The sequence below is a fragment of the Haloterrigena gelatinilytica genome, from assembly GCF_013342145.1.
In the GTDB taxonomy this organism is placed as follows: Archaea; Halobacteriota; Halobacteria; order Halobacteriales; family Natrialbaceae; genus Haloterrigena; species Haloterrigena gelatinilytica.
Genome location: NZ_JABUQZ010000001.1, coordinates 1,265,977 through 1,285,470, shown reverse-complemented (window position 1 = coordinate 1,285,470; position 19,494 = coordinate 1,265,977). Strand labels below are relative to the sequence as shown.

Genomic DNA, 19,494 nt, shown 5'->3' with positions numbered 1-19,494 from the left:
CCGCCGATGCAGCTACGGCAGCGCTTGAGTCGTTCTCCCGGACGGTATCGCGGGAAACGGCCGCTCCGAACGGAACCGTGAGAGTGAAACCATGGCGATGTCACCCTTTACCCGAATGGAAGATCGCGGGTTCGACCTCGAGGACCGGCTCCGATCGCTCGAGGACGCCGATCTGAAACGATCGCTCTCGCCCGTCGACCGAGTCGCCGAGCGGGGTTACTTCGCCCCGCCGTCGGGCGGCGAGCTACCGGTCCTCGACTCGACCGAGGCGCTGGTTTTCGCCTCGAACAATTACCTGGGGCTGACCGACGACCAGCGCGTCGAGAACGCCGCCCGGCAGGCCGCCGCGACCGTCGGCACGGGCGCCGGCGCGAGCCGGCTGGTGACCGGCGATACGATGGTCCACCGGGACTTAGAGCGCCAGCTCGCCGAGACGAAAGACGCCGAGCGCGCGCTCGTCTTCTCCTCGGGGTACGCCGCCAACGTCGGGACGATCGCGGCCTTAGCGCCGGACGTCATCTTCTCCGACGAGCTCAATCACGCGAGCATCATCGACGGCTGTCGTCTCGCCGACGCCGAGACGGTCGTCTACGACCACTGCGACGCCGCGGACCTGCGGTCGAAACTCGAGGACCGGGCCGACCGCGCCGGCGCGAGCGAGGAGTCCTGGCTGGTCGTCACCGACTCGGTGTTCAGCATGGACGGCACCGTCGCGCCCCTCGAGGCGATCTGCGACGCCGCCGAAGCCCACGGCGCGTGGGTGATGGTCGACGAGGCCCACGCGACCGGGCTCTACGCCGACGGCGGCGGCGTCGTCCAGGCCGAGGGCATCGCGGACCGCGTCCACGTCCAGCTGGGAACGCTCTCGAAGGCGCTGGCGAGTCAGGGCGGCTACGTCGCGGGCAGCGAGGATCTGATCGAGTGTCTCGTGAACGACGCCCGCTCGTTCGTCTTCTCGACCGGCCTCGCCCCGCCCGCCGCCGCCGCCGCCAGCGAGGCGCTGCACGTCGCCCGTCACAGCGACGTCCGCGAGCGCCTCTGGGAGAACGTCTCGCACCTCCGAGACGGCCTCGAGTCGATGGGCCTGGAGGTGCTCGGTGACTCGCAGATCCTCCCGGTCATCGTCGGCGATCGAACCGACGCGCTCGCGCTCGCGGAGGGCGTGCGAGAACGAAACGTCGTCGCGCCCGCGATCAGACCCCCCACGGTTCCCGAGGGGACCAGTCGCATCCGGGTCGTTCCGATGGCGACCCACGATCGCGACGACATCGTCGCCTGCCTCGAGGCGTTCCGGGCGACCGGCGACGAGCTCGGACTGCTGTAACCCATGACCGAACCCATCGCAGTCGTCGGCACCGGAACCGGAATCGGAAAGACCGTCGTCACCGCCGGGATCACTCGTTGGTTCCGCGAACGGGGCGTCGACGCCCGGGCGATCAAACCCGCCCAAACGGGATCGCCGCCGGACGACGACGCCGGCTTCGTCGCCGACGCCTGCGGCGACCCCGACGCGGCGACCTGTCCCCGCTATCTCGAGCCCGCGCTGGCGCCGCGAGTCGCGGCCGAGGTGGCCGACGAGGAACTCTCCTACGAGGAACTTCGGACGGCCTGCGAGGACGCCGTCGCCGAGACGCCCGTGCCGATCGTCGAGGGGATCGGCGGCCTCCGCGTCCCGCTGGCCGGCGACCGCGAGGTGATCGATCTCGTCGCCGATCTCGAGGCGACGGCCGTCGTCGTCACCCGGTCGGGGCTGGGCACGCTGAACCACACCGCGCTCTCGATCGAGGCCTTAGAGCGCCGCGGCGTCGCTATCGCGGGGATCGTCTGCAACGAGTACGCCGGGGCGACGGTCGCCGAACGGACGAACCCCGACGAACTCGAGCGCATGACCGGCCACGGCGTCGAGACGGTGCCGCCGCTCGACGGCGAATCGCCGGCGGCGCTGGCCGCCGGTGTCAGCGACGCGCTCTCGGTTTCGTTTCTCGAGCGACTCTCGACTGCGGACGACTGAAGTCCGTTCGGGGTCAGCCGACGCTCGACGTGGACGAAAAGCGAGTAGAACAGAGCGAGGACGGGAACCTCAGTCGGCCGACGGCGCCTGTCGGTCCTCTCCGACGACCGTCGGATCGCCGTCGACCCGGCCCCCGGCGCCGGCGTCGTGCAGGTCGACGAACTCGGCGACGATCTCCGACTTCCGGTGTTCGACCTCGAGGTGAACCCGGAGGCTCGTTCGATCGTCGTACGCGTCCGCACAGAGGGGACAGGTGTGTTGGCCAGTCATTCGGTCGGTCACCGGGAGTAACTGTCGTCGTTCTCCGAAGTAATAGTGCCGGTAGTACTACACAGTGGTATATCAGTACTCGTAGACTCTCTCGAAGGTAGACTGGTTCGCATCGTTACGGTCGACTAGAGGAAGTCGGAGAGTCCCGACTGGTCGTCGTCGGTGTCGGGGTCCTCGTCGCCGTCCGCGTCGGTCGCGTCGGCGACCGGCTCCGTCGCTTCGTTCGCCTCGTCCGCCGAGCCGGCCGCCGCGAGGGTCTCCTGCCCGTCGGCCTCGTCGCTCGAGTCCGCGGCGTCGGGGTCGCCCTCGCCGTCGGCGTCGCCGGCGTCCTCTGGTTCGAAGAACGCCGAGCCGGAGTGTTCGACGGTCTCCTCGGCTCGTCGCTCCTCGGCCTCTTCGACGATGGACTCGACCTTGTTGGTGTCCTTCCCGCTGCCGGTGACGAACGAGACTTCCTTCTCGTCGAGTTCGTACACCGCGGCCATCCGGACCGTCAGATCCCGGTTCTTGCAGTGGTGGGTCATCGCCGAGAGGAACGGGAGGATCTCCCGCCGGGCGGTCCCGACGCTGGTGCCCTCGCGTTCGGCGATGCGTTCCGCGATGGCGTCGCGGGTGTTCCGGGTCCCCTTGGTGCGGCCGAGTTTCGACCAGTAGCTCGGCGGTCCGTAGCGGGTCCAACCGCCCTTGGGCTCGCGGCGCGAGGCGGCGACCCCGGCGGTCATGTTGTCCGTCGCGTAGCGCCAGTAGGAGTAGTTCTGGGTCGCCCGCACCCGGCCCAGCCAGCGGTCGGCGTTCGCGAGGAACTCGTAGGCGTCGGCCAGCTCCGCGCCCGCGTAGTCCTTGGGGACGTTGTCCTCGATCCAGTTCAGCATCTCGTCGGGGTTCTCGTCGACGTCGTACGACGCGCGAAGGGCGCCCTCGGCGTCTTCCTCCTTGATGAGCGCGTCGAGGAAGTCGAAGATCCCCTCCGTGGTGTCGCGCTGGCCGGTGACGACGTCCTCGACGGTCAGCCGCTCGGCCTCCTCGGCGACCGCCTGCAGGTCGTTGACCGCCGAGCGCAGGTCGCCGCTGGTGTCCTCGGCGATCTTCTCTAGGGCCTCCTCCTCGAACTCGATGTCCTCGCGCCGGCAGATGTCGCGCAGCACGGGGACGATCGAGCGCTTCGAGACGTCGCGGAACTCGATGGTCTCGCAGCTGTTGCGCAGCGACTGGCTCATATCGTAGAACTCGTTGGCCACGAGGACGATCGGCTGGTTGGCGTCCTTGACCACCCGCGTGACCTCGGCCGAGCCGCCGTAGTCGGCGTTGCCGTGGAAGTTGTCCGCCTCGTCCAAGATCACGAGCCGCCGGCCGGCCTCGCCGCCCGTGAGCGTGCCGCTCTTCGAGGCCTCGCCAGCGACGCGCTCGATGACGTCGGCCCCTCGGCTGTCGCTGGCGTTGAGCTCCATCACCGGCCACCCCATGTCGCCGGCCAGCGCGTGGGCCGCGGAGGTCTTCCCCACGCCCGGGCTCCCGTGGACGATCACCGCGTCCCGGTGGTCGTCCCAGCTCTCGGCCCACTCCTCGAGTTTGTCGCGGGCCTTGTTGTTTCCGCGTACCTCCGACAGCGTCGTCGGACGGTACTTCTCGGTCCAGTCGGTCATTGCCACCCGATTGGTGCGAGTCGCGTTTAGTGGTTGCGGACGCTATTCTCCGGAGACCGTCTTCAGGTCGAGCCGAGGCGTAACGTCCTCGTATGTGTCATCGCTCGAGACGATGGTCTCTCCGTTCGATTCGACGAGATGAAGTGCGTCAAACGGCGTGAACCCGTGGTCTTCCACGTACGTCGCCGCCGTAACGACCGTTTCCACGTCACCGCGCACCTCGACGAGGTTGGCGGCGTTCGAAACGACGCGCTCGGTATCACGTTCCTCGCGGTAGGCGACCATCAGGAGTTCGATGAGCGTGAACTGCGACGTCCACAACTCGTCGCGGTGCTCTCGGTATACCGACTCGGCGGCGTCTCCGAGCCAGTCGTCGTCCTTAATCAGCGCGAGAAGGAAATCGGTTTCCGCATACATCTATCGTCCGGCCTCGTCGAGCGCTGCTTCACGTGCTTCTTCACGAAGTTTGTCGGCCGACTTCTCGACACCTGCGAATTCGTCCCTGAGTGCCTCGAGCGGGTCGTCGGCGACCGGAACCAATTTGATCCCGTCGGGAAGCTGAACGACGTGATATCGGTCTCCGTATCGCTCTCGGACCTCCTTCGGGAGCGTGAGACGGCCGCGGTCGTCAAGCGCTACGTCTGACATACCTCTGTGTATGGTGGGCAAAAATAAAAACGTTCCCCGATATATGGAGATACCCATTCCGTCTCCTCTGGTCGGCATTTGTCTTCACATCTACGAGCGAACGACGATGCGTATTCGACGTTCTCAGTACATCGGATCTACATCGCATTTTCCCGACTTCTCGGTCCAGTCGGTCATTGTGACGTCGTTGGGTCGTTCGGCGTTTAGTGGTTGCGGAGCGCGCGTTCGAAAGCGCCGGCTCGTCGCCGTAGTCGACGGTCGTTCAGGGCCACAGAGGACCGTACGGCCGCGGACTCACTGCGTCGGATTCCGCGTCGCGGGAAGCGTAAACGAGAACGTCGACCCCGCGCCGGGTTCGGACTCGACCCAGATTTCGCCGCCGTGATTGTTGACGATCTTCTGGCAGAGCGAGAGTCCGACTCCCGTCCCCGAGTACTCGTCGTCGTGGTGGAGCCGCTTGAAAACGTCGAATATCTTGTCCGCTTCGTCCGGCGCGATCCCGATTCCGTTATCGGTAACCGAGAATTCCCAGCCGTTAGACCGCTGTTCGGCCGAGATTTCGACGCGCGGCCGATCACTTTCGTTGTACTTGATAGCGTTCGAGACGAGATTACTGAACAGGTGCTCGAGTTGCTCGTGGTCGCCGCTCACGGTCGGCAGTGACTCGCTGCTGATCTCCGCGTCGTTCTCCTCGATCTGCATCCGGAGATCGTCGGTGACGTGGTCGAGGACCGAGTCACAGTCGACCGGATCGAACTCGTCGTCGGCGTGTTCGACCCGCGAGAACGCGAGCAGATCGTCGACCATCTCCCGCATCCGGTCGGCTCCGTTGACCGCGAAATCGATGAATTCCTGCGCGTCCCCGTCGAGCTCCTCCTTGTACCGGTTTTCCAGCAGCTGTAGATACGTCGAAACCATCCGGAGCGGTTCCTGCAGGTCGTGCGAGGCGGCGTACGCGAACTGCCGCAGCCGGTCGTTGGATCGTTCTAGTTGATCGATCGTGTCCTTGAGGTCGGCCTCGTGTTGTTGGCGTTCGATTTCGTAGCTCACACACTGGCCGAGGATATCGAGAAACACCTGCTCCGCCTCGGTGAATTCTGCTCGAGTCCCCATATCCGTGAAACAGACGGTGCCGAAGTTCTCGTCGCGGACGAACACCTGCGTCCCGGCGTAACACTCGAGATCGAATTCGTGGTAGAGCGCGTCGCCGTCCCACCCGGCCGCCCCGGCGTCGCCGACGCTAATCGAGTCCCCGGTGTTGACGACGCGACGGCAGTAGTTGTCCGTCAACGGCGGGGTGAGCGTCCCTTCGTCGAGTTCGGGATGCGTCCCGTGCATGTGCTCGATCTCGAACGCCCGCTCGCGTTTACGAGTGAGCATCCCGATGGGGAGGTTCAGCCGCTTGCAGCCGACTGCTAGCAATCGATCGATCTTCTCGTCCGGATCGAGATCGGGATCGGCGGTGATTTCGTAGAGTTTCCGCTGGGAGTCGTTGTTTTCGCGGCGCTCGATTTCGTAGCTGACCCACTGCCCCATCAACTCGATAAACGAGCGTTCGGTCTCCGAAAACGGTCGCTCCCGCGGTTCGGTGCTCCCGAACCAGAGCGTGCCGTACGGCGCGGCTCCGGTCGACACTTTCGTCCCGAGGTAGCTCGTTAGTCCGAACTCCTGGTAGATCGCGTCCTCGGCCCAATGAGTGCCGCGCACGTCGAGCATCTCGACCGGACTATCCTCGGTCACGGTCTGACGGCAGTAACAGCCGTTGTCCGGGTCGGTCCACAGCTCCTCGTCGGAATCTAAGCCGAGTCCGATCCCCTTCTCGAGTCGGAATTTGCCGTCCCACGACGGCAAGTGATTCAGGCCGGCGATCTCGAGGTCGAACCGGTCGCACCCGAGTTCGAGTAACTGCTCGAGTTTCTCCTCGAAGCCGAGGGCGGGATCGGACGTGATCTCGTAGCACTCGTGGAGGAACCGTTCGCGCTGCTGGCGTTCGAGTTCGTACTTGACCCACTGCCCCAGCAACCGCTGGAACGTGCGCTCGTTGGCCGAGAAGGCCTCGTCGCGCGGCTTCTCGGACACGAAGAAGAACGTTCGGTTGTCGTCGCCCTCGACCTCGATATAGGTGCCGAGATACGTCTTGATGCCGAACTCGTTGTGAACGTAGATATCGTCGTACCCGGCCGCAACGGGATCGGCCACGCTCCCGATCCCGCCGGTGTCGGTCGCCGCGGTGCAGTACGTTTCCGACAGCGGGAGTTCGAGACCCGCCTCGAAGTACTCGTGATCGTCACTCACGAACTCGACCTCGAACTGATCGGCATCGGGATCGACCGTGGCCATCGCCCCGAGTTCGAGGTCGAACTGCTCGCATCCGAGATCGAACAGCGCCTGTAATTTCTCTTCGAACGAGAGCGTGGGATCGGACGAGACCTCGTACAGATGCTGCAGGAATCGTTCGCGGCGGTGGAGTTGGACCTTCGCCGTGGTCCGGTCCCGGAGCGTCCGGAGCATGCGCTCGTTTTCGCGGGCCGGTGCGTCGGCGCCGAAGAACTCCTCCGGCGGCGTGTAGTAGACGTTGTGGCACGCGGCGCCGTCGTAGATGAGATGCGGGTGCGTCTGGACGACGTTCCGGATGACCTCCGGTGCGAACAGGTCGCGGTCGTACTGGCAGATCGCGAGCGAATCCGTCTGGTCGAAGAGATCGTTGATTTTCTGCTCGTACTCGATGAACTGCTCGATCGGCGTCTCGTCGTCGTCGTCGAGCCACGTCATCTCGGCGACGATCCGGAGCGCCTCGTAGTCCGCCGTAGCCTCGGCGACCATCTCATCGTAGAAGTCGATCATCTCGTCGGGGTCGAACGATCCGTTTCGGAGATAGGTCTCCTGTACGGTGTGGAACGTCAGTGCGCCCGTAGTGAGCGCGGTATCGACGTCGAGTCCGGCGTCGCACATTGCGTCCCGCACCTCGGCTTCGGTACTCTCGTCGATGACATACATGACGCGCTCGCCGCGCTCGAGCCCGTGCCGAATAAACGGGATGGCGGCCTCGAACTTCTCCGCAGGAGTCTCGTAGATGTGTGCGAAGTGATCGTTGCAGGTGTGCTCGTCGAGCGGTTCAACCGGGCCACGGAACTCGGAACTGGACTGAAACGCCTCGAGACCGTTCTCGAGGCCCAGTACCGTTGGCTGGTCATAGCGTCCGGCGGCTTGATTCATTAGACCGAGATATTCGATTCAGACGGTTAAAGATCGGCATTCCCGAGATAGTGATAATTACCCGCAAGGCCTGTGGCTGAGGGATGTAACGCTGCCGAATGGAGTTCTCTACGAGCGGACATTCAGTAGTCCAAACACGCACGAATACATCCGTGTAGTGCGGGTAGAAATACCGAAAGTGCACCCCGAAATAGAAGATCTATCCAGCACTGGGCTCGTCGTCGGGGTGCGGAAACGGACACGGAACGGTTCCGACCGTCGCCGTAACGAACCCCGACGCCAAGCGGTATGCCTCTCGAGAGCGAACCGCTCGGTATGGGAGAGCACTCGAGTCACGGCGACGGATCGACCGACGCGGATCGGGGGCACGCACCCGGGGGACACGCCGCACCGGGCGGCCTGTCGCTCGCGGCGAACGGACTCCGCCTCGAGCCGTCGGAGACGCGGTTCGAGCCCGAGGCGCCCGTCCACTGGACGTTCCGAATCGTCGACGAGGACGGGGCGGTCGTGACCGACTTCGAGGAGGCACACGGCCGACCGAGCCACCTCGTCGTCGTGCGGCGGGATCTGACCCGATTCCAGCACCGCCACCCGGAACTGCAGGCGGACGGGACGTGGCTCGTCGAGGATCTCGCGGTGCCGGATCCGGGCGTCTACCGCGCGTTCGTGGACGTCGTCGTCGACGGGCACCCGACCACGTTGGGCTTCGATCTGCTCGCACCCGGGACGGCGACCCACGACGAGCGCCCGGACGCCTCGCGCCGCGCGACGGCGGGGAACTACGAGCTCGAACTGCTCACCGACGACGTCGCCGCCGGCGAACGCACGCGACTGTCGTTCGCGGTTCGCCGAGGCGGAGAGCCGGTCTCGGAACTCGAGCCGTACCTCGGCGCGCTCGGGCATCTCGTCGCGCTCCGCGAGGGCGACCTCGCGTACCTGCACGTCCATCCCGAAGCGACGGCCCCCGACAGCGGCCGCGTCGAGTTCGGGGCCAGATTCCCGACCCCGGGTCGGTATCGGCTGTTCTTACAGACCAAGCCGGAGGGGGCTCTGATCACGGCACAGTTCGACGTTCGCGTCGCTCCGTAGCGCCGGTTCGGTGCGCCGCGGCCGATCACTGTCCCGACGATAGCGACGAGTACGCGACGCGGGTTCTCGAGGGCGGTCACACCCCGGTTTGATGCAACTGGCTCGAGTCGGTTCCGTAATGACGGATCCCGTCGCCCTCGTCGCGCGGTCGCTGGCCGACGAGACGCGCCGCGAGTTCGATCGGCGCGTCGACGAGCAGGCCGCGCGGGTCACCGACGCCCTCCGCGCCGGCCGACTCGACAGCCCCGGATTCGGACTGGGGCTCGAGCTCGAGGCCTACGCCGTCGACGAGGCGGGGCGCCTCGCTCGCGTCCCGGACGCCGTCTTCGAGGGCCGCTGCGAGCGCGAACTCGGGCGACACAACGTCGAATTCAACACCGACCCGACGCCGTTCGACGGGCCGGGCATCGCCGCGCAGGCGGCCCAACTCGAGCGTCGCGTCCGGAACGCGCAGACGGCCGCGGAGACGGCGGGCCTCGAGCTCGTGCTGGACGCCATGTGGACGACGCCGCCGCCGGAGGGCGCGGAGACGTATCTCTCGGCCGTTCGCGAGCGAGCGGGCGCGACGCTCGCCGAGAACATGACGCCCTCGCCGCGATACTACGCGATCGACAACCACGTGCTGGCTCGGACGGCGGGCGAGATCGCGCTCTCGGTCCCGGGCGTCGAGCGGGCGTTTCCGTCGCTCCTGTTCGAGTCGCTGACGAGCTCGGTCCAGCCCCACGTCCAGCTCCCCGACGTCGAATCGTTTCCGCGCTACTACAACGCCGCGCTCGCGACGCTCGGACCCGTCCTCGCGCTCGCGACGAACTCGCCGTTGCTGCCGCCGGAGCTGTACGATTTCGGGGACGGCGAGGCCGACGGACCCGCCGATCCGGACGCGCTCCTCGAGGCGACCGCTCACGAACTTCGGATTCCGGTGTTCGAACAGTCCGTCAATCGGGCCTGGGAGAAGGTCCGCGTGCCGAGGCGCATCGAACGCGCGACCGACGCCGTCGACAGGCTCGTCGCCGATCCGACCTGCGCCCCGTTCCTCCGGGAGTGGGTCGCCGACGGCGACCGCGAGACGGTCGCCGACAGGTTCTGGGAACTCGACCACAAGCGCGGGACCTACTGGCGGTGGCTCCGCACCGTCGTCGGCGGCCAGCCGGTCGGACGGGGCGATCGCTGGTCGGTCCGCCTCGAGTATCGACCGCTGCCGACCCAGCCGACGGTCGCCGAGACCGTCGGCCTCCAGTGTCTCGTCGCCGGTCTCCTCCGCGGACTCGCCGAGGCCGACCACCCGCTCGCGACGCTCGAGTACGAGGCCGCCGCGGGGAGTTTCTACGCCGCGGTCGAAGACGGCCTCGAGGCCGACCTCGCGTGGATCACCGCCGACGGCGACCGGACGACCGACCGGGACGCGATCTACGACGAACTCTTCGCGTTCGCCCGCCGCGGCCTCCGGGAACAGGGCGTGTCCGACGAGACGATCGAGACGTATCTCGGCCCCCTCGAGGCGCGTTGGACCGAGCGAACGACGCCCAGCCGGTGGAAGCTCGAGCGAGTGCGCGACCGTCTGGATGCCGGCGAGCGATTCGTCGACGCGGTCGCCGGGATGCAGTCCGAATACGTCCGTCGAGCGGGAGCCGACGAACCGATCACGCGGTGGTCGTGACGGCACCCGCCTCCGCCGGTCCGAGACGGGGTGTCGGCCCGGAATCGTCGCCGATTTCGATCGCGTTCCGCGGGCGGAGCGGCTAACTGACTCGAGGCCGAACGGCGGCTATGCACGTCGCGATCGTCACCGTCGGCGACGAGTTGCTGGCCGGAGCGACGACGAACACGAACGCAGCCTGGCTGGCCGAGCGGATCACCGAGCGCGGGAGCACCGTCGATCGCATCCTGACGATTCCCGACGACAGCGCGTTGATCGCCGACTACGCCGCCCGCTGGAACGACGCGTTCGACGCCGTGATCGTCACCGGCGGGATCGGCGGCACGCCCGACGACGTGACCGTCGAAGCCGTCGCGGACGGCCTCGACCGCGAGTTCGTCGTCTTCGATCGCATCCGGGAGCAGTTGTTCGAGAAGGCGGCCGAGTTCCGCGACGAGAATCCGGACCTGGTCGAGGAGTACGACCTCGAACTCGATCTCGACGCCGCGGCGTCGCTGCCCGAAGGCGCGACGCCGATCGTGACCGACGCGGGCTGGGCGCCGGGCTGTATCGTCGAGAACGTCTACGTCTTCGCCGGCATCCCCGACGAGATGCAGGCGATGTTCCATGCGGTCGAAGACGAGTTCCGGGGTGACGCCGTCGCCGAGACGATCTACACCCCCGCCCCCGAGGGATCGCTGCACGAGGTGCTCGAGGCGGTCACCGAAACGTTCGACGTCAGCGTCGGCAGCTATCCGCGGGGCGAGAATCGGCCGGGGCGGATCCGCGTGCGAGGGACCGACGAGGCGGCCGTCGCGGACGCGATCGCCTGGCTCGAAGACCGCGTCGAGACGACCGAGCCGCCGTCGACCGAGTAGTCAGCGTTACCGGTACAGCGAGACGTAGAGCATGCCGAAACCGACGATAAACGGCACCGTCTCGACGACGCGAAACAGCGTCATCGGATCCGGGAGTTGCGAAACGATCGTCGTGAGTCCGACGCCCATACTGAGAAACGCGAAGCCGATGAACGCGGACTCGAGGCGCTTGGACTGGCGTTGGCGGTAGGACTGGAAGCTGATGAGCGTCAGCCCGAGCGAGAGCGCGAAGACGGCCATCTGCATCACCATGAGCAGCGCCTGACTGAGCCCGGCGACGGTCATCGTGTCTCACCGGCGTGCCGAGTGGATGTCGCTGTGTCTCCTGTCATGCTGTCTCGAGTCACTATTTCACGCCGAGTTCGTCCCAGAGCTGGGAAAACCGGTCGGGAAGGTTCTCCTCCCGGAAGATACGAACGTCGTACTCGTCGTCGTCGAGCGAGATGACCGTGCTGTTGAAGTTACACGTGTACTCCTTGTAGTGGTTCCCGTCGTCCGCGACGAGGGTGCGGTACTCGATGAGATCGTTCGCTTCGAGGAGCTCGAGGCGGCGATAGATCGTCGGTTGGGAGAGATCGAGCCGTTCGGACAGCTCCTTCGCGGAGCCGGGTTCGCGGCTGATCGAGGCGAGGACGGTCCGGGCGTGCTCGTCCCCGATCGTATTGAGAATCTCCTCGATGGAGGATTCGTCGTCCATACGTGACCGCTTTGGAGATTCATTGCTAAATGTTTTCCGAGTAGTAGAGAGTGTCTTCGACGCTGATATATCGTATCGTCCGGTCATCGTCACCTCTCGAGAACGGCGCGAGACGGTCACAAAAGCGTCGTTATCGCCGACGAAGTGACCGAGTCCGATTCGTCTCGAATTGTCACCGCGAGCGTCACGTCGCGTCTTCAATTTGCGAAAATACCTATATATACCCCTTCTCCCGATCCGCAGTCGCTGTCGACGATATATGGGGGTGCAGTGTAAGGTCCGTATATGGCAACGACGAACGGCGTATCAGACGGGATGACCGAACCGTGTGCGGTCTGCGGAACCGATACGCTCCACGAGGTTTCGATCCAACTGATAACCGAGGGCGACGACGACGAAACCGCTCAGTACTCTCGCGAACCCTACCGCGTCCGCGAGTGCTCGCGCTGTGGCAACCGCGAGAGCAAGCGGATGAACAACGCGTGACGCAACTGGGCGTGACGCAACTGGTGCGGTCCTGACGAGTCGGTCGCGTCGATTCGCTTCGTTTCGAGGATTCGATTCGCGACCATCCGGAGTCTGACGACGACGAAACGAGTTATTCTCTCGCTCGGCGACCGGGGCTGTTCGTTCGGTCTCCGACGTGATTTCGCTGGCATCGGATCACTGCAGGTCGCGTACTCCGTGTTTTCCGTCGTACCGCGAACCGGCCGTCGTCGACCGATCGGTCGGGCGTATCGAATACGACGACCGTCTTCGATTACCGCCAGTGGGTCACCGTCTGCAGGTTCCGTTTCGGCCGGTCGGTTCCGTGACTTATCACGAACGGGATAAACTGTCCCGGGATGGAGAATAACACAATGGACGATAATTACATATGGTATGTGGTGTGAACCGCTTCGATTAGTTCAAAGTCCCGATTACGTCCTGCGATTAACAACGTCGGATGTCGAAATCATATAATATATGTTATCGTAACTAGTCGCGAATGCGGCCAAACTACCGATCTCAAGAGCGCCGATAATGCGCTCATAAGTTATAGAAATCCACTGCGCTATATACGAATGAGAAATGGATCCAGTATCGGCTAATTATGGAAAACGCTTATATGCCTATTCCTCATATGATAGTATAGATTATGACTGGATATTACGACATTGTTCTCGGCCTCATCCCAGTCGCACTGCTCGGCATCACCGCAGCCCTCACGCTCGTGGGACTCTCGTTGACGGCTGCGGTGCCTGTCGGCGCGTTCGTCGCGATGGCGATCATCGGGCACGCGATGTTCGTCAACACGCCCGCAGACGGTGCGGACGAACCCAAGTCCACGCGGCCGCCGATGAACGCCGACTGATCTCCGTCTCGTCTCCCCGGTTTTTATCTCCGCTCGCGTTCCGTTTTCGTTCATGACTGCGACCTCGTTTCTCTCGAGTGACGACGTGGCCGACCTCGCAACGCCCGCCGACTACGTCGACGCCGTCCGCGAGGGTTACCGCCAGCGCGGCGAGGGCGCGCCGGCCCAGCCGCGGTCGAAGTTCTTCCGCGCCGATCCCGAGGGGATGCTGACGAGCTACGCCGCCGTCCTCCCCGAGAACGGGGCGATGGGCGGCTACATGTACAGCGCCGGCTTCGGCGCCGGAGACGCGTGGTTCATGACGCCGCTGTTCGACGCCGACAGCGGCGCGCCGCTCGCCCTGCTCGACGGCGCCAGCATGAACCCCCACAAGACCGGCGCGGCGGGCGCCGTCGCGGTCGACGAACTCGCGCGCGAGGACGCGACCGTCCTCGCCGTCATCGGCAGCGGCGCGCAGGCGCGGGGCCAACTGCGCGCGACGGCGACCGTCCGCGACTTCGCCGAGGTTCGCGTCTACTCTCCGACCCCCGAGAGCCGCGAGTCCTTCGCCGCCGACTTCGACGCGGACCTCGAGGCCGACGTTCACGCGGTCGACTCGAGTGAGGCCGCGGTCACCGGCGCAGACGTCGTCATCACGGCGACGAAAGCCGGCGAGCCGGTCTTCGACGGCGACGACTTAGAGCCTGGCACCCACGTGACGGCGATGGGCCAGTACTCGCCGGACAAGCGCGAGGTGGACACGCGGACGGTCGAGCGGGCGACCTACGTCCCCGACCTGCGAGAGCGCGCGACGTTCGACTCCGGGGAGTTCATGCTGGCCGTCCAGGAGGGCGCGGTAACGGAGGGGGACATCCACGCGGAACTAGGCGAGATCGTGGCCGGGAACGAGCCCGGTCGGACCGACGACGACGAGATTACGCTCTTCGACAGCGGCGGGACGGGCATCGAGACCGTCGCCGCGGCGCACATGCTCTACGAGCGCGCCGAGCGCGAGGGCCGCGGACAGACGATCGAGTTCGCGCCCGCGAGCGAAGCGCTGACCGGAGACTGATCGCTCGGCCGCGGACCGGGTCCGTTCCGACTCGCTTCTCGTCGCACGAATATCGACAGCGTCCGAGCTGTCATCTCTGAAGAAAACAATCTACCCACCTGTATAAGAATTCGGACAGCACGAAAACTGCAAACCGGGGTCCGCTCGTTACACGAATCTGGGAGCGAGACGGTCGGTTATGTAGGCGACATTCGAACGACTAGCTATGAGAATACGACGAGTCATACCGGATATCAGTAGGGGTATATATCGGCCCCTCCAGACGTCCGGCGGACGGCGCGACCGGAGGGATCGACGATGACGTTCGTGGAGACCGTCATCGGGAACGACCTGTTCGTCCTGTTCTTGGCGGTCGTCGTCGGCATGGGAATCGGCCGTCTCAGCGCCGGCGGGATCAAACTCGGCGTCGCGGGGCCGCTGTTCGCGGGCCTCGTGCTCGGCCACCTCGGCCTGTCGGTCCCCGGCGCCTACAGCACGCTCACGCTCGCGCTGTTCGTCGCGGCGGTCGGCCTGATCGCCGCACAGGACATCAAGAGCACGATCGCGACCTACGGGCTGCACTTCATCGCCCTCGGCGCGATCATGACCACCGTCGCGCTGGGCGGCACCTACGTCTGGACCCAGTACCTGTTCAGCGACGCGTCGACGCCGCTGATCATGGGGTCGTTCTCCGGGGCGCTGACGAGCAGCCCCGGGCTGGGTTCGGCGGTCGAAGCCCTCCCCGAAGCGGCCCGTTCGGAGTACCAGATCGGCCACTCCGTCGGCTACGTCGTCGGCGTCCTGCTCATCGTCATGTTCCAGCAGTTGTACCCGGCCGTGGCCGACCTCGATCTCGGCGCCGAAAAGGAGCGGTTCGCCGACGACGTCGGGAGCACCGGTTCGGACGAGACCGCCGACGCGAGCGCGTCCGGGGGCGTCGAAGCTGACGGCTCCGGCGTCACCTTCAGCGTGATGGGATACGCGCTCGTCATCGCCGTCGGCGGTATCGTCGGTTCGATTCCGATCCCGATGGGCTCGTTCGGCACCCCCTCGCTCGGGACGACGGGCGGCGTGCTCATCGCCGCGCTGGGACTGGGTTATCTCGGGCAGGTCGGGCCGGTCACGACGCGGATGGACACGTCGATCCTCTCGGAGATCAGGGCGTTCACGCTCGCGATGTTCCTGGCTGTCGTCGGCCTCGACGCCGGCGCCGGCTTCCTCGAGACGATCTCCCAGTACGGCGTTCAGATCGTCGCCGCCGCCGCGCTCAACAGCCTGCTCGCGATCGCCGCCGGACTGGTCGTCACCCGCTTCGTCTGGAAGATGGACTGGATCAGCGCGGCCGGCGGGATCACGGGCGGACACACCGACACGAAGGGACTCGCCGCCGCGATCGACGCGACGGGCGCCGACGAGGTCGGCGCCGGCTACGGCGGAACCTATCCCTTCGCGCTCCTGTTCATGGTCATCTACGCGAAGGTGCTGGTCATGCTCGTTCCACTGGTCGTGTAGTCCCTCGACGACCGCCCTTTCTCGAGCAGCGATCCGGTTGGCCCCGTTCGATTGTCCCGCTCGCGCGTCCTCGTAGCGCCGCCCAGCCGGAAAATCGGCTCGAGGACCGCCTACCCCGCGGGCCGAACCTTGAACCCGTAGCGGGTCACGCCCTCCTGCGTGTAGATGCGGCGGATCGTCGTCTCGATCCGCTCGCCGACCGCGAACGCCTCCGGGGCCGCGTCGGTGGCCATCGCGGAGACGCTAACCGACTCGGTTCCGTCCTCGTCTTCGAGGGCCACGATCGCCGCCGCGTAGTCGCCCGATCGAGCCTGCTGCTCGGCGAACTCCGGCGGGGCGCCGCCCTGCGAGATGGTCGTGACGGCCTCGACGGTCCCCGTACCGGGAAGCTCGACCGGCTCGTACTCCACGAGCGACCCGCAATCGGTGCAGGCCCCTTCCGGTGGGAACGAGAGCGCGCCGCAGTCGGGACAGCGGCCGGCCTCGAGGCGGTAGCGCTGGGGAATCGACCGGCGCCACGAGGGAACGCTGACGTAGGCGCCGCCGCCCGACGGCGGGCCGGTCGTGACGACGCCGCGCCGGCGCAGGTACTCGGCGTAGGAGAGCGTGTCGTCGCCCTCGAGGGTCGTTTCTGCGGGAACCTCACCGCTGGACTCCACAACGAAGGCGTCCGCGCCCGCGCCGCTGCCGTGGGCGACCGCGAGAACGGACTCGGCGCCGTCCTCGAGGGCCGTCGCGAGCGAGACGGGGACGCTCGCGGCGCCCAGATCGCCCAGTTCGTGGACCGTCGCGGCGGCCTGAATCTCGTCGGTGCCGACGCCCGCCGCGCCCGCGGCGCGGTAGGGGAGTTTGCCGTCGGGCGCCTGAATCGCGACGGCGTCGGGTTCCGGATCGGTCTCGAGGCCGTCGACGGCCCCGCCGATCGTCTCGGTGAACGCCGAACGGTCGTACTGGGTGACGCCCAGTCCCTGCGTCTCGTCCTCGCCGGTGTTGCGGAATCGCGTGCCGGGGTAGGGCGTCGCGTACTCGGCGCGGTCGACGATCTCTGTGGGCCCGTCGCCGCTACTCCGGTGTGTCTCCGACGCACCGCCCTCGAGGACGAACGCGGCGGCGCCGGCGCCCGCGGCGTGATCCACGCCGTCGTCGGGGTCGCCCTTCGGGGCGTCGGCCGCGACGACGAGCCCGACGGTCGCGTCTGCACCGATCGCGTCCATGCCGGCCCAGAGCGCGCGGGTCCCGGCGCGCGTGCTGCCGGTGAACAGCTGCCGGGTCGTCGCTTCGTCGAGGGCGAGCATCGCGCCCAGCCGGGCGGTCAGGTCCTCCTCGGCCGCCGGCGGTCGCGAGGACGCGAAGGCGAGCCAGTCGACGCTCGAGGGGTCGACGGCGGCGGCCTCGAGCGCCCGCGTGGCGGCCTCGTAGCCCATCGTCAGCGCGTCCTCGTCGGCCGCGGGAACGGCCTTCTCCGTGATGCCGGCCGCGTGGAACTGACCCCACGCCTCCTCGAAGGCCTCGGCCGTGATGCGGAACCGCGGCGCGTATGCGCCGACACCAGTGATCGCGGTCATCAGGCGCTCACCTCCTGTTCTTTCTCAAACACGTGAACGACGGCCGCACCACCGCTGCCGCCGACGTTGTGGGTCAGGCCGCGGGTCGGGTTCTCGACCTGCCGCTCGCCCGCCTTCCCGGAGAGCTGTTTGAACGCCTCGACGACCTGTCCGGCGCCGGTCGCGCCGATGGGGTGGCCCTTGGACTTGAGGCCGCCGGAGGTGTTGACGGGGAGCTCGCCGCCGAGTTCGGTCGCACCGGACTCGATCAGGTCGCCGGCCTCGCCGCGCTCGCAGAAGCCCAGATCCTCGTAGGCCAGCAGTTCGGCGATGGCGAAGCAGTCGTGGACCTCCGCGAAGTCGAGGTCGTTCGGCTCGACGCCGGCCATCTCGTAGGCCCGTTCGCCGGCGCGTTGGCTCGCGGGGACGCCGGTGTAGGTGTCGCGCTGGAAGAGCCCGACGTCGTCGCTGCCCGCGCCGACGCCGGCGATCCGGATCGGGTCCGACGTGTAGTCGTCTACCACGTCCTCGCTGACGATGAGGGCGCAGGCCGCGCCGTCGGAGGTCGGACAGCAGTGATAGAGGTTCAGGGGGTCCGCGACGACCGGCGCGGACTCGGCGTCCTCGAGCGAGCACTCGAACCCCAATTGAGCGTGGGGGTTCTTCGCGCCGTTCGCGTGGTTCTTGACGGCCACTCGAGAGAGCTGTTCGCGGGTGGTACCGTACCGCTCCATGTGGACGGAAGCCATCTGGGCGTAGACGCCCGAGAAGGTCGTCCCGGAGAGTCGTTCCCACTCCGTTTCGCCGGAGACGCCGAGCCAGTACTTCGTCGCGTCGGAGCTCGTGTCGGACATGACCTCGAAGCCGCCGGCCAGCACGACGTCGGCCATCCCCGACTTGACCGCCTGGACGGCCTGGCGAACGGCGAAGCCGCTGGCCGCGCAGGCGTTCTCGACGCGCGTACAGGGGACCCCGCCGAGGCCGACGTGTTCGGTGACCGCGGGCCCCGAGAGGCCGAGCTGTCGACCGCCGACCCCCAGGTGGCCGACGAAGGCCTCGTCGATTTCCTCGCCGTCGATCCCGTTCGGTACGCTCTCCGTCGCCGCTTCGAACGCCGTCCGGAACAGGGACCGGTAGCTCTCCTCGGGGAACGCCCCGTAGTCCGACTGCCCCGCGCCGACGAGATAGGCGTCTCGCATACACGTGGGTGAGATCTCCCAGGATAAAAGATGTACATACTCGCGGAGGGCGCTGGATCCACCGACACGTAGCCCAGTACGGGCCGGGCAAGCGCGAGGAGGAGACGACGACCGTCGAGCGACCGACGGACGTTCCCGACCTTCGCGAGCGCCGACGGTTGATTCGGCGAGTTCTGCTGGTCGTCAAAGCGGGCGCCGTGACCGCGAAGTAACGCTCGGCCGGCTATCGCGTTTCGGGTTCCGGTTCGGCCCCGGTGTCGACGTCGTGCGGTCCGGAGGCTCGAGTCGCCTCGACGATCGCGCGGAGGAGCGTCGACTCGGCCGCGCGAAGCCGCTGGGAGACCGCCGACTTCGAGATCGAAAGCGTCGCCGCGAGCGTCTCGAGATCCGTCTCTCGAGGGCAGTCGAAGTATCCCTGCTCGACGGCGACCTCGAGCGCTTCCCACTGTTTCGGCGTCACGTCCCGGACGTCGATTCGGAGCGTCGTCGGGCGGCGACTCGAGCCGGGTGCGTCGACGATGCGAGCGTCGACCACGTCCTCGACGCAGTCGACGAGCTGTTCGATCGAATCGTCCTCGGTCACGGTCACCGTGACTCGGATCCGGTTGCCGTCGGTATCGTTCCTCATGGGCGGACAGCGCGTTGATCGGCCCCGGGTTTCTCGCCGATACCGGACACTGGGACGGGGGTGTTTGTTTCGATTTGCATCGTTCTAACTGCGCTGGAAACGGGGACCGATCACCCGTCGTACGTCGGTCTTCGAAGAT

Annotated in this window: 19 protein-coding genes; 9 read left to right on the top strand and 10 right to left on the bottom strand. The window is 66.4% G+C overall.

Features of this window, described 5'->3' with window-relative positions:
- Positions 1-115 precede the first annotated feature (115 nt).
- Positions 116-1,324, top strand: coding sequence for an aminotransferase class I/II-fold pyridoxal phosphate-dependent enzyme (locus HTZ84_RS06540; protein WP_174679934.1), 1,209 nt, complete (start codon positions 116-118; stop codon positions 1,322-1,324).
- Between the two features lie 3 nt (positions 1,325-1,327).
- Positions 1,328-2,011, top strand: a complete 684-nt coding sequence (gene bioD / locus HTZ84_RS06535) for a dethiobiotin synthase (RefSeq protein ID WP_174679933.1) — start codon at positions 1,328-1,330, stop codon at positions 2,009-2,011.
- A 69-nt stretch (positions 2,012-2,080) separates the two neighbouring features.
- Here the strand turns inward: bioD and HTZ84_RS06530 are convergent, their stop codons facing one another.
- The 5 genes from HTZ84_RS06530 to HTZ84_RS06510 form a co-directional block, all read right to left on the bottom strand.
- Complete coding sequence (locus tag HTZ84_RS06530) at positions 2,081-2,281, bottom strand: hypothetical protein (protein WP_174679932.1); 201 nt, start codon at positions 2,279-2,281, stop codon at positions 2,081-2,083.
- A gap of 125 nt (positions 2,282-2,406) precedes the next feature.
- Positions 2,407-3,924: a replication factor C large subunit gene (locus HTZ84_RS06525; protein WP_174679931.1), complete on the bottom strand. Its 1,518-nt coding sequence runs from the start codon at positions 3,922-3,924 to the stop codon at positions 2,407-2,409.
- Between the two features lie 42 nt (positions 3,925-3,966).
- On the bottom strand, positions 3,967-4,341 hold the full coding sequence (locus HTZ84_RS06520) for a type II toxin-antitoxin system VapC family toxin (protein WP_174679930.1): 375 nt from the start codon (positions 4,339-4,341) through the stop codon (positions 3,967-3,969).
- Complete coding sequence (locus tag HTZ84_RS06515; RefSeq protein ID WP_174679929.1) at positions 4,342-4,572, bottom strand: AbrB/MazE/SpoVT family DNA-binding domain-containing protein; 231 nt, start codon at positions 4,570-4,572, stop codon at positions 4,342-4,344.
- A gap of 294 nt (positions 4,573-4,866) precedes the next feature.
- Positions 4,867-7,788, bottom strand: a complete 2,922-nt coding sequence (locus HTZ84_RS06510) for an MEDS domain-containing protein (protein ID WP_174679928.1) — start codon at positions 7,786-7,788, stop codon at positions 4,867-4,869.
- 315 nt (positions 7,789-8,103) lie between these two features.
- Here HTZ84_RS06510 and HTZ84_RS06505 point away from each other — a divergent pair, with 315 nt between their 5' ends.
- The 3 genes from HTZ84_RS06505 to HTZ84_RS06495 all read left to right on the top strand — a co-directional run bounded on the left by HTZ84_RS06505 (position 8,104) and on the right by HTZ84_RS06495 (position 11,391).
- Positions 8,104-8,877: a hypothetical protein gene (locus HTZ84_RS06505; RefSeq protein WP_254611718.1), complete on the top strand. Its 774-nt coding sequence runs from the start codon at positions 8,104-8,106 to the stop codon at positions 8,875-8,877.
- A gap of 118 nt (positions 8,878-8,995) precedes the next feature.
- Positions 8,996-10,534: a hypothetical protein gene (locus HTZ84_RS06500; protein WP_174679926.1), complete on the top strand. Its 1,539-nt coding sequence runs from the start codon at positions 8,996-8,998 to the stop codon at positions 10,532-10,534.
- 110 nt (positions 10,535-10,644) lie between these two features.
- Complete coding sequence (locus tag HTZ84_RS06495; RefSeq protein ID WP_174679925.1) at positions 10,645-11,391, top strand: competence/damage-inducible protein A; 747 nt, start codon at positions 10,645-10,647, stop codon at positions 11,389-11,391.
- A 6-nt stretch (positions 11,392-11,397) separates the two neighbouring features.
- On the opposite strand, the gene HTZ84_RS06490 is transcribed toward HTZ84_RS06495, so the two are convergent.
- Together HTZ84_RS06490 and HTZ84_RS06485 are read right to left on the bottom strand one after the other, a co-directional pair.
- On the bottom strand, positions 11,398-11,676 hold the full coding sequence (locus HTZ84_RS06490) for a DUF7521 family protein (RefSeq protein WP_008895192.1): 279 nt from the start codon (positions 11,674-11,676) through the stop codon (positions 11,398-11,400).
- Positions 11,677-11,737: 61 nt separating this feature from the next.
- Positions 11,738-12,088 (bottom strand): ArsR/SmtB family transcription factor, encoded by a 351-nt coding sequence (locus HTZ84_RS06485; RefSeq protein WP_174679924.1) that lies wholly within the window; start codon positions 12,086-12,088, stop codon positions 11,738-11,740.
- A 285-nt stretch (positions 12,089-12,373) separates the two neighbouring features.
- Between HTZ84_RS06485 and HTZ84_RS06480 the strand changes: the two genes are divergently transcribed.
- The 4 genes from HTZ84_RS06480 to HTZ84_RS06465 all read left to right on the top strand — a co-directional run bounded on the left by HTZ84_RS06480 (position 12,374) and on the right by HTZ84_RS06465 (position 15,984).
- The gene (locus HTZ84_RS06480; protein ID WP_126661019.1) at positions 12,374-12,574 is read left to right on the top strand and encodes a DUF7835 family putative zinc beta-ribbon protein; all 201 of its coding nucleotides are present in this window, start codon (positions 12,374-12,376) and stop codon (positions 12,572-12,574) included.
- Positions 12,575-13,226: 652 nt separating this feature from the next.
- Entirely contained in the window at positions 13,227-13,442 is a 216-nt protein-coding gene (locus tag HTZ84_RS06475) for a hypothetical protein (protein ID WP_049914556.1), read from the top strand.
- Between the two features lie 52 nt (positions 13,443-13,494).
- Complete coding sequence (locus tag HTZ84_RS06470) at positions 13,495-14,493, top strand: ornithine cyclodeaminase family protein (protein WP_174679923.1); 999 nt, start codon at positions 13,495-13,497, stop codon at positions 14,491-14,493.
- A gap of 297 nt (positions 14,494-14,790) precedes the next feature.
- Complete coding sequence (locus HTZ84_RS06465; RefSeq protein WP_174679922.1) at positions 14,791-15,984, top strand: aspartate-alanine antiporter-like transporter; 1,194 nt, start codon at positions 14,791-14,793, stop codon at positions 15,982-15,984.
- 110 nt (positions 15,985-16,094) lie between these two features.
- Here HTZ84_RS06465 and HTZ84_RS06460 read toward each other — a convergent pair whose 3' ends face one another.
- The 3 genes from HTZ84_RS06460 to HTZ84_RS06450 form a co-directional block, all read right to left on the bottom strand.
- Complete coding sequence (locus HTZ84_RS06460) at positions 16,095-17,549, bottom strand: zinc ribbon domain-containing protein (protein WP_174679921.1); 1,455 nt, start codon at positions 17,547-17,549, stop codon at positions 16,095-16,097.
- Complete coding sequence (locus HTZ84_RS06455) at positions 17,549-18,727, bottom strand: thiolase domain-containing protein (RefSeq protein ID WP_174679920.1); 1,179 nt, start codon at positions 18,725-18,727, stop codon at positions 17,549-17,551. The genes HTZ84_RS06460 and HTZ84_RS06455 overlap by 1 nt, the downstream gene beginning before the upstream one ends.
- 223 nt (positions 18,728-18,950) lie before the next feature.
- Positions 18,951-19,355: a helix-turn-helix domain-containing protein gene (locus HTZ84_RS06450; protein WP_174679919.1), complete on the bottom strand. Its 405-nt coding sequence runs from the start codon at positions 19,353-19,355 to the stop codon at positions 18,951-18,953.
- Positions 19,356-19,494 lie beyond the last annotated feature (139 nt).